Origin of the sequence: Psychroserpens luteus (genome assembly GCF_015319355.1) — a bacterium.
Classification (GTDB): Bacteria; Bacteroidota; Bacteroidia; order Flavobacteriales; family Flavobacteriaceae; genus Psychroserpens; species Psychroserpens luteus.
Genome location: NZ_JADILU010000003.1, coordinates 634057 through 644314, shown reverse-complemented (window position 1 = coordinate 644314; position 10258 = coordinate 634057). Strand labels below are relative to the sequence as shown.

General features: G+C 30.6%; 8 protein-coding genes and 1 pseudogene. 4 read left to right on the top strand and 5 right to left on the bottom strand.

Annotation, left to right across the window (positions count from 1 at the left end):
• The 3 genes from IM744_RS09835 to IM744_RS09825 form a co-directional block, all read left to right on the top strand.
• Window positions 1-2180 (top strand): gliding motility-associated C-terminal domain-containing protein (locus tag IM744_RS09835; RefSeq protein WP_194507952.1); only part of this gene is annotated, 2180 nt, incomplete at its 5' end.
• Between the two features lie 12 nt (window positions 2181-2192).
• Window positions 2193-3110, top strand: coding sequence for a PorP/SprF family type IX secretion system membrane protein (locus tag IM744_RS09830; RefSeq protein WP_194507951.1), 918 nt, complete (start codon window positions 2193-2195; stop codon window positions 3108-3110).
• A 99-nt stretch (window positions 3111-3209) separates the two neighbouring features.
• Entirely contained in the window at window positions 3210-5141 is a 1932-nt protein-coding gene (locus IM744_RS09825; RefSeq protein ID WP_194507950.1) for an OmpA family protein, read from the top strand.
• Between the two features lie 561 nt (window positions 5142-5702).
• Here the strand turns inward: IM744_RS09825 and IM744_RS09820 are convergent.
• Together IM744_RS09820 and pdxH are read right to left on the bottom strand one after the other, a co-directional pair.
• Window positions 5703-6197, bottom strand: a complete 495-nt coding sequence (locus IM744_RS09820) for a CAP domain-containing protein (RefSeq protein WP_194507949.1) — start codon at window positions 6195-6197, stop codon at window positions 5703-5705.
• Between the two features lie 314 nt (window positions 6198-6511).
• Entirely contained in the window at window positions 6512-7159 is a 648-nt protein-coding gene (gene pdxH, locus IM744_RS09815; RefSeq protein ID WP_194507948.1) for a pyridoxamine 5'-phosphate oxidase, read from the bottom strand.
• Window positions 7160-7242: 83 nt separating this feature from the next.
• Here pdxH and IM744_RS09810 point away from each other — a divergent pair, with 83 nt between their 5' ends.
• Window positions 7243-7662, top strand: coding sequence for a hypothetical protein (locus IM744_RS09810; RefSeq protein WP_194507947.1), 420 nt, complete (start codon window positions 7243-7245; stop codon window positions 7660-7662).
• Here IM744_RS09810 and IM744_RS09805 read toward each other — a convergent pair.
• From IM744_RS09805 to IM744_RS20905, 3 genes and pseudogenes are all read right to left on the bottom strand, one after another.
• Complete coding sequence (locus IM744_RS09805; RefSeq protein WP_194507946.1) at window positions 7649-8557, bottom strand: ribonuclease Z; 909 nt, start codon at window positions 8555-8557, stop codon at window positions 7649-7651. The genes IM744_RS09810 and IM744_RS09805 overlap by 14 nt on opposite strands.
• Before the next feature lie 592 nt (window positions 8558-9149).
• Entirely contained in the window at window positions 9150-9704 is a 555-nt protein-coding gene (locus IM744_RS09800) for a hypothetical protein (protein WP_194507945.1), read from the bottom strand.
• Between the two features lie 180 nt (window positions 9705-9884).
• Window positions 9885-9929, bottom strand: a pseudogene (locus tag IM744_RS20905) (hypothetical protein); the annotation flags it as partial.
• Window positions 9930-10258: the final 329 nt, after the last annotated feature.

The window sequence follows — 10258 nt, the reverse complement described above, 5'->3', positions numbered from 1 at the left end:
ATGGTGATTGTGCAAACACATCTATAATTACAAGAACTTGGTCATTAACTGATGATTGTGATAATACGACAACTTTAGTACAGACAATTACACTAGAAGACACGACTGCTCCAACATTTACAGTACCTGCAGATATAACTCTAGAATGTGATGCAGATTTAACTGATGTTTCATTAACTGGTGATGTAATCGATGAAGCAGATAACTGTTCTACAAATTTAGAAGCAACTTATAATGATACAATTGCTAATGGTGATTGTGTGAATCAATATGTGATAACTAGAGTTTGGACAGCAATAGATGATTGTGCAAATGCTACAGCGTTAGTACAAACAATTACAATACAAGATACAACCGCTCCCTCTTTTACAGTGCCTGCAGATGTAACTCTAGAATGTGATACAGATTTAACTAATGTATCTTTAACTGGAGACGTTACTGATGAAGCTGATAACTGTTCTACAAACTTAGAAGCAACATTTACTGATGCCATTACAGATGGTGATTGTGCTAACACATCTATAATTACAAGAACTTGGTCATTAACTGATGATTGTGATAATACGACAATACTTGTTCAAACAATTACAATTCAAGATACCACTGCTCCAACATTTACTGTTCCTGCAGATGTGACTCTAGAATGTGATACAGATTTAACTAATGTATCTTTAACTGGAGACGTTACTGATGAAGCTGATAACTGTTCTACAAATTTAGAAGCTACATTTACTGATGCCATTACAGATGGTGATTGTGCTAACACATCAATAATCGCAAGAACTTGGTCATTAACTGATGATTGTGATAATACGACAACTTTAGTACAGACAATTACACTAGAAGATACGACTGCTCCAACATTCACAGTACCTGCAGATATAACTCTAGAATGTGATGCAGATTTAACTGATGTTTCATTAACTGGTGATGTAATCGATGAAGCAGATAATTGTTCTACAGGCATAGAAGCAACTTATAATGATACAATTGCTAATGGTGATTGTGTGAATCAATATGTGATAACTAGAGTTTGGACAGCAATAGATGATTGTGCAAATGCTACAGCGTTAGTACAAACAATTACAATACAAGATACAACCGCTCCCTCTTTTACAGTGCCTGCAGATGTGACTCTTGAATGTGATGAAGATGTATCTGACATCAGCTTAACTGGTGATGTAACCGATGAAACTGATAACTGTTCTACAGAACTAGAAGCAACATTTATAGATACCGTCACAGAAGGTGATTGTCCTAATAATTCTACAATTATTAGAACATGGACTTTAGTAGATGATTGTGATAATACAACAACATTAATTCAAACTATAACAGTTGCCGACACTACTGCTCCAACATTAGTTGGTGATTTAGAAGAAGTAATCGATGTTGTTTGTAGTGACATTCCTGAAGTACCACAACTCGTGTTTGAAGATGCATGTTCTACAAACATAACTGTTGAATTTAATGAAACTTCATCAAGTGATGGCTCAGTTACAGACTATGTCGTTATAAGAGATTGGTTTGTATCAGACGCTTGTGGTAATGAAGCTATTTTCACCCAAACAATAAATGTAACTGTAGAAATTGAAGTTCAAGCCATAGAAGGTGATTTATGTATTGGAGATGATTTTGACTTTGATTTATTTAGTTTACTAGATGGAGATTATGATCCAGATGGTGTTTGGTCTGTAACTTATGGAAATGCTACTATTGATGGAAGTTACTTTAACCCAACTTCTTTACTAGATAATAACGGTGATTTCACAGATGATCAATTAACAGATTATGAATTCACATATACTTATGAAGGTACATGTCCAGGAGAAGTAACAGTTACAATAACTCTTAACGATGAATGTGTTGTATTTCCATGTGGTGAAGACGATCTTATAATCTCAAAAGCAGTTACAACTAACTTTGATGGTATTAATGAATTTTTTACAATAACAGGTACAGAAGACTGTGGCTTCGTTTACGAGTTGCAAATCTTTAACCGTTGGGGAGCAAAAATATACGAGAATTTCAATTATGAAAACGATTGGAATGGAACATCATCTAATGCTTCAATAGGAAATTCTGGTTTTGTCCCAACAGGAACCTATTACTATGTATTAAATATAAAGAATAGTGGATTAAGACCTATTACAGGACCAATCTATGTTTCAACAAAATAAATCTTAACCTATATGAAATTAGTGAAATTTAACATTATAGCATTTATACTATTCAGTAGTTGGATGGGTGTTGCACAGCAGCTTCCGCAATTTACTCAGTATATGTATAACACAATTTCTATCAATCCAGCATATGCTGGAAGCAGAGAGACATTAAGTGTTGTAGGCTTACATAGAAGTCAATGGGTTGGTCTAGAAGGAGGTCCACAAACTCAAACATTGTCAATTCATACACCAATGAGAAATGAGAGAGTTGGATTAGGGTTTTCATTTATAAATGATAAACTTGGATACCAAAACTTCTCTTATCTATATGGAGATTTTTCATATACCATTCCTACAGGTGAAAAAAGCAAACTTGCATTTGGTGTAAAAGCTGGATTTACCAGTTATAGTTTAGATGCAGATTTTCAACTATCCCAATCTAATGATCCAGTGATTTTTGGATTTGAAGATCGTTGGAAACCAAACATAGGTACTGGTGTTTACTGGCATAGTCAAAAATGGTATTTAGGACTTTCTGCTCCTCGTATTTTAAACACAGATTATACTGGTGATGAAGCGTTTCAATCTTTAGAAAGAATTAGTTACTATTTCACTGGTGGTTATGTTTTTGAGTTAAGCGAAAACACAAAATTTAAACCTGCAGCACTTTTAAAAGCTACTAATGGCGCACCATTATCATTTGATCTTACAGCAAACTTTTTATTCTTTGAGAAATTTTGGGCTGGCGCATCATATAGAATTAATGAGCGTGCATCTGCATTAGGTGCAATTGCAGATTTTCAGATATCAAAACAATTACGATTAGGTTATGCGTATGAGTATCCTTTATCAGATTTAAGAGCATATACAAGTGGTACACATGAAATATTACTCATGTTTGAAATCTTTAAAAGTAAACGTATAAAATCACCTAGATACTTCTAAAAAATAAGTTAAGTATGACACATCCTTCATTTTAATATAATCGATAATATGGTTATTGAATGTTAATTGTGACAACTTAAAAACAGTAAAAACGAACACATGAAATCAAAGTTTTTAATCTTAATATTTGCTCTAAGTAGCACAGTTATGGTAGCCCAAGAAAAGCTTGCTGATAAGTTTTTTAGCAACTATGGGTATGTCAAGGCCACAGAACTTTATCAAGAAGTCCTTAAAAAAGGAGATACAAGTCTTCACGTTTTAACTCGATTAGGAGATTGTTATTACAACAATTCCAAATCTGATAAAGCTGCATATTGGTATGAAAAAGCCTTAAAATATGATGAAAAAGATATCAATCCTGAGTATATCTATAAACATATCCAATCCTTGAGGAGTTTAGGTAATTATAAAGAAGCAGATGCTTGGATGAAAAAATTCATGGAAATTCAAAATAATGATTCCCGAATTAAAGATTATAATCCTGAGAATATTGCTAAGTATAATGAGTTAGCAAATTCCGAAGAGAACAGTATTGTAAAGATTATAAATTTACCATTTAATACCAAATATTCAGATTTTGGATCATTCGTTCACAATGGACAATTATATTTTGCTTCCTCTAGAAATACAGATGAGAAGAAAATATACAGTTGGAACCAAGAACCATTCTTAGATATTTATCAAGTAAAAGTTGATAAAGAAACAGATAGTACTGCATATGGTACTCCAGATTTTATTTCTGCGGAAAAAATAAATACAGATTTCCATGAAGCTTCAATAGCAATTACAAATGATGGAAACACCATGTATTTTACAAGAGATAATGTAGGAAAGGGAACAAAAAAAGTAAAATACGATAAAGAAGGAACAACACATCTTAAGATCTATAAAGCTACTTTGGTTGGTGAGATATGGACTAATATTATAGAGCTACCTTTTAATGATGAAATATTTTCTACTGGTCATCCATCATTAAGTCCAGATAATAAACAATTATATTTTGTATCTGATCGCGAAGGTGGTTTAGGTCATACAGATATTTATGTTGTAGATATAAAAGGGAGTAACACCTATTCTAAACCTAGAAATTTAGGAAAAAAAATCAATACAGAAGGTCGTGAGATGTTTCCGTTTGTAGCAAAAGACAGTACATTTTACTTTTCTTCTGATGGACATTTAAATCTTGGTTTTTTAGATATTTTTAAATCTAAATTACTAAAAGAAGACACTGAAGAAGCTCCAGAAAACCTAGGCGCTCCATATAACAGTGGCTATGACGATTTTGCTTATTTTAAAAATTCTTCCGAAGAAGAAAATGATGACACTGGTTATTTCTCATCAAATAGACCAGATGGTCAAGGTAGTGATGATATTTATGCTTTTGATGCTTCTCATTGCTCACAAATTATAAAAGGGATTACTAGAAATCAAGACGACAATGAAATATTACCTGGAGTAACTGTCAAACTTATTAACGAAGTTGGTAAGGTAATATCTGAATTTATAACTGTAGAAAATGGTGTTTACGAGTTTACTGTAGATTGTGATAAAACGTATACTATAATTGGTAGTAAAAATGATTTTAAAGACGATTTGAAGAAAGTGACTACAGATAACAAAAATGAAAAAGTGACTGAAGCTGACCTATACTTAGAGCCATTACTTTTTGAAAGTCAAATTGTAATTAATCCTATTTTCTTTGATTTTGATAAATCCAATATTAGAACAGATGCGCAATATGAGCTTGAAAATATTGTAGATGTATTGAGAACGCATCCAACTATGGTGATTAAGATTGAATCTCATACAGATAGTCGTGGTCGTGATAAATACAATGAAAAATTATCAGACAGAAGAGCAAAATCTACTATGGAATATATCATTTCTAGAGGTATTGCTGCAAATCGTATAGAAAGCGCAATTGGTTATGGAGAATCTCAATTGCTAAATAAATGTTCTAATCGTGTGAAATGTACCGAAGAAGAGCATCAATTAAATAGACGTTCTTACTTCTATATCTTAAAAGAATAAACATATAATTATCCTCTAATCTAAATATGCTAAAAAGCAGACTTTTTAAAGTCTGCTTTTTTTATTTTAAATTTCAATCCATCCAATCAATAGGTTGTTTTTAAATGAATTAGTATCAATATATACTTTGTTTTTTCATAAAAAAGCTTTGAACTGTCTCTTAGAAATTGAGGTGGCTCATCAATAAATTTTTCATCCCAATGAGTTCCTATATACATCTGAAAGTCTTTATGGACTTCAATTTCTTTAAATAATTGTTTTTTAGATAGTTTTACGACTCCATTTTACCTATACCATCCATCGTCTGTATTAATTGTTGATTCTCTGATCATTTCAAACCAAAACAACTCGGAATTAAAATCTAACATTCCAGATATCATACCATCATAATAGTTTGAAATCTATACAGGCGCATACTCTAAATTATTAATTTTAAGTAAGCTATCATGTGGTATTCTATATTTTAATTCCTTTAGTTTCATTTATAGATTTATGTTTATAACAAAAAAAACCACAGTAAAACTGTGGCTTAAAAAGAACAATTTGCTATTAATCAATATTTTATCTCTTTATGAATATGTTTGTGAAATACCATTTACCTTCTTCGTTTTGTTCTGCAGAAATATCAAAATCTGTATAATCGCCTTCTATATTATGTCTATGACCTTCACTGTTTAACCAAGCATTTACAACAGATTGAGCTGAACTATATGCATAAGCCACATTTTCTGAAACTTTTGAAGCATTAGTATTGTCGATTAAACTGTTTTTACGTTGGAAAAAATTATCGTGAGACACATTATTTACTTCTACCATATAATCTGTATGTGTATATGCTACTGCTTTAATGATACCAAGATTATTTAAAGGAGTTAAACCTTCATTAATTCTATGAGCATTAATAAGCTCTAAAATTTCTATCTCAATATTTTTTGCTGCTGGAGTTGCAGGTAAAGCCATATTATCAATTGTTTCACTTGGAAATTCTTCCGAAGAACAAGAAAACGATAACATTGCAATTAATACCACTATTGGTAAGAATTTGGTAAGTTTCATAAGTAGGGTTTTTTCTTCAAACAATTTAGAATTTGGGATCTAAATTATTTTATTAATAAAAATGATTATTCAAACTTGGGGTTATCTATATAATCACTAATTTCAACGACAATATACACCGTATTTCAATAAAATGAAGTTTAAATGTATTATTATTCGTTGAATTACATTTTTATTTATGTAATATCCTACAAAATTTTTATAAAATGGTATTTCGTCGAAGATTTATAAAATCAAAATCAGTTACTTTTTGACTATAAACTTTTGGTCATGCTTTGATTGTATATAAAAAATTAAACGTGTTGTATATGAAATTAAGGAGATAAACGATCTAAGTTCCAATTGAAATCTTCGTCTAAATGATAACGCAATCTATCGTGCAATCTATTTGGTCGACCTTGCCAAAATTCTATTTCAACAGGCTTTATAATATATCCTCCCCAAAACTTTGGTCGCTCAATTTCTTGACCTTCAAATTTAGTCTCTAAAGTTTTGAGTTCCTCTTCTAGAACATTACGATTTTTTATTACTTCGCTTTGATTTGAAACTAATGCACCAAGCTGACTTCCTCGAGGTCTTGACTCAAAGTAACCATCACTCAAATTCTCTGCAATTTTCTCTGCCTTTCCTTTTATGATAATTTGACGCTCAGCAGCTGGCCAGAAAAACGAAAGACAAACATTTGGGTTATTTGAAATAGCTTTTCCTTTTTCACTTTCATAATTAGTGTAGAAAATAAAACCTTCATAGGTATACTTTTTTAGTAGCACTACCCTACTTTTTGGAAAACCATCCAATCCAATTGTACTTATTGTCATGGCATTTGTTTCTCCAACATTATAATGCTCATCTACTTCATGAAACCATTTTTGGAATAACTCCATTGGGTTGTCACTAACATTAGTTTCTAGAAGTTCTTGCTTTTCATATGATTTTCTATAATTGCCTAAGTCTGTATTCATTAGAGAATAGTATTAAAATTTTTATAATTATTCTTTTAAGAGTCAATATATTTCCCATAAATTTAAGCATTAATCCTTATTAAATGACATTTGAAAACAGTAAATACGCTAAACAAATAGCCTATAAAAAAATAGAATTACCTTTCGGAAATTTTTATGTCACCAAACAATTTGTAATTTCAGAATTAAACGAAGGCATACATGTTGACCACATGATTGCTGGAGAAATCGTGTCTCGATTTTCCGAAGAAATAAGAAAAGACATTAAGATTGGATATATTGCTAACAGGATTAATCCTTATTCTTTCGATCCTCAATTATGGGTCGATTTTAATAACGAATATGACTTTCTAGTCGCATCTGCTGTAGTCTCTTATACAGATTTTAGTTATTTAAATTCATCTATAGAAAAGCACTTCTTTAGTAAAAGTATGAAAAGATGCAGAAGTTTAGGTGAAGCAATTCTTTGGATGAACGATTTAAGTGAGTTCAATCAAAACTAAACTGTTTCCCATCTCTAGATAATTTTACATGAGGGAAAATTTCTTTAGCTTCAATTTTAAATTCTGAGAGTTGATCATACCTTGTAGAATAATGCCCTAAAATTAGTGTTCCAACGTTAGCTTTCTTAGCAATAGTTGCTGCCTGCTTAGCTGTTGAGTGTTTTGTAGGTTTTGTCAAAGATTCATGTTTCTCTAAAAATGTAGACTCATGATACAACACATCAACATCTTTTATAATAGGAATTATAGATTCGTTATAGGCGGTATCGCTACAAAACGCATAACTTTTGGAAGGCTTAGGATCTTTAGTAACTAATGAGTTTTCAACCAAATTGCCATTATTATCTAATACATTTGCTCCTTGTTTTAGCTTACGGTAATAAGCTATATCAATATCTGAATTTAAAACAGCATTCATATCCAGCTTACGTTCTCCTAATTTTTCCTTGAATAGAAATCCGTTGGTATAAATTCGATGGTCTAAAGGGATGGTATGTACTTCAACTTTATCATCTTCATAAATCAACTCTGAAGATTTAGACGTCAACTCATGAAAAATCAATTGGTAATTGGTCCAAGAGTTTGATAATTTCATTTGCATCGTAATGACTTCCTTTAACCCTTTTGGTGCATAAATATGTAAATCTGCTTCACGAGTTAATAAATTAAATGTTGAAATCAAACCAGCCAATCCAAAACAATGATCACCATGTAAATGTGAGATAAAAATACGTTTCACTCTGCTAAACTTAACCTTATTTCGGCGTAACTCAACCTGTGTGCCTTCTCCACAATCAATTAAAAATGTATGGTTTTTTATCTCAAGAACTTGAGCTGTAGAATTCGTATTTACTTGTGGAGTTGCGCTGTAGCAACCTAGTATGGTTAATTTCAATAGATTTAAGCATTTTATTAATCACTAAAATAGCTATTTTGGATAAAAAATGGACTTAAAACTATTGAAAAGATTATTATAACCCCAAAAAACCATTTGCCTTCTTTGTAGCAAAACGTTTCTAAGTTTTATGGTTTTTTAATAAAATTCTTGACGTTTTTGATGCATTCTGGATAATCATTTACTGAAAAATAAATCCCACTGGATCTAATAATGGAAACTCAGAGTCTTCATATTGAAATGCTTTATTATTAACAAATAGTGAGATCATCTTTTGTCATCATCAAGTTACAAGCAATGCTTTACTCCAATAAAAATCCATCAACCTAAATATTAATGGAATCAAAACAAAAAGCAATAGTACAAGTGTTAAGGTTTTATCATCGAGTTCTAAAAATTTATCTAAAAAAAGAAACCTAATACACCTAGCTAAATCATACAAAAATGTTTTCCTTTTTGAATTTGAAGGTCTAGCCTCAAAATTGTAGCATCAATAAGATCTAATTCTTTAATTAAAAGTTCTGATTTAAAAGTATTCATGAAGATTTAATTTTATTAGAAAAATTGAAACCAATATAACTTACGTTTAATATTAGACCAAATTACACATATTTACTTCAAGTTCCATTAATGCTCTTCGTTCAGTCATTAACTGTGTTCGCATTTTAGAAATTTCATCTTTCAAATCATTCATGCTTTTAGAATGGGATTGATTTGAGAAATCATTAAACTTTTGACTTATGTAAGATGCTGACTCTCCTTCATAATCCAGCACATTAGAAATTAGGCTCATGAACTCATCCCATTGTTTGGCACTTATTTTTCCTTTAACAATAGACCATAAATCTTCTGTTTCTCTTCTAGCCTGACGTAAACTATTACATAACCTAAATTGACGCTCTACTTCTAACCAATCATTATAATTTCCGAGATTAATAACTTCTCGTTTAAATGTAACTTCATCTGTTTCAATCAAAATATCTCCTAACCTGACAATTACCATATTAAGTACCGACTGTATTAACTGAAAATTTTCTTCCATAATAGCATGATACTTTTCTCTTTCTTTTTTAGGGAAAGTCTTCAAATCATTGAACACTTTAAAAAGAGATGCTATATTATTTATAAGATCCATAAAAATAATCATAGTCATAAATTTAAATTAATATCACCAATAAGTACGATGTATTTAGATTACACATGAACCTATAAAAAATATGTAGTTTTTTATATTTCTAAAAATTGAATATTAGGTGTGGGGAAGAATATTACGTTATAAATGTATTAAAACAAATAGTAAAAACCTAAAAACTAGATAGTTAATTAATTAATTATGTGTAATTACAGAATCTTTTGCTATGAAGTTATGTGTAGTTGAGTTCTATTTACTCATTTTTATCAACTCCATAAGTCATACTAACTAATCCATTCAGGTTTTTTAAGCTGGATTTTTATTTGGCAAACTCATTATGATAAAATCTGTACGTTTAATATTTTTAGCTACGATTTCAAAATATAGATTATCATTTTGATTCAATATAAATTCTTCAATTTCAGATATGGGAAGTCGTTCTTTCTTAAAAACAAAAAACAATACATAAGCCCTTTAACAATTTCACCATTTTCAATTAACACTTGTTTGGACATATAACTTAGTGCAATTAAAAATTGCTAAAGAAATAAAACGAACTATATTACTGT

Excerpts from the sequence above, each read along its gene's own strand:
- IM744_RS09830 (WP_194507951.1), top strand. The coding sequence starts at position 2,193 with ATGAAATTAGTGAAATTTAACATTATAGCATTTATACTATTCAGTAGT.
- IM744_RS09810 (WP_194507947.1), top strand. The coding sequence starts at position 7,243 with ATGACATTTGAAAACAGTAAATACGCTAAACAAATAGCCTATAAAAAA.
- IM744_RS09820 (WP_194507949.1), bottom strand. The coding sequence starts at position 6,197 with ATGAAACTTACCAAATTCTTACCAATAGTGGTATTAATTGCAATGTTA.
- pdxH (WP_194507948.1), bottom strand. The coding sequence starts at position 7,159 with ATGAATACAGACTTAGGCAATTATAGAAAATCATATGAAAAGCAAGAA.
- IM744_RS09825 (WP_194507950.1), top strand. The coding sequence starts at position 3,210 with ATGAAATCAAAGTTTTTAATCTTAATATTTGCTCTAAGTAGCACAGTT.
- IM744_RS09800 (WP_194507945.1), bottom strand. The coding sequence starts at position 9,704 with ATGATTATTTTTATGGATCTTATAAATAATATAGCATCTCTTTTTAAA.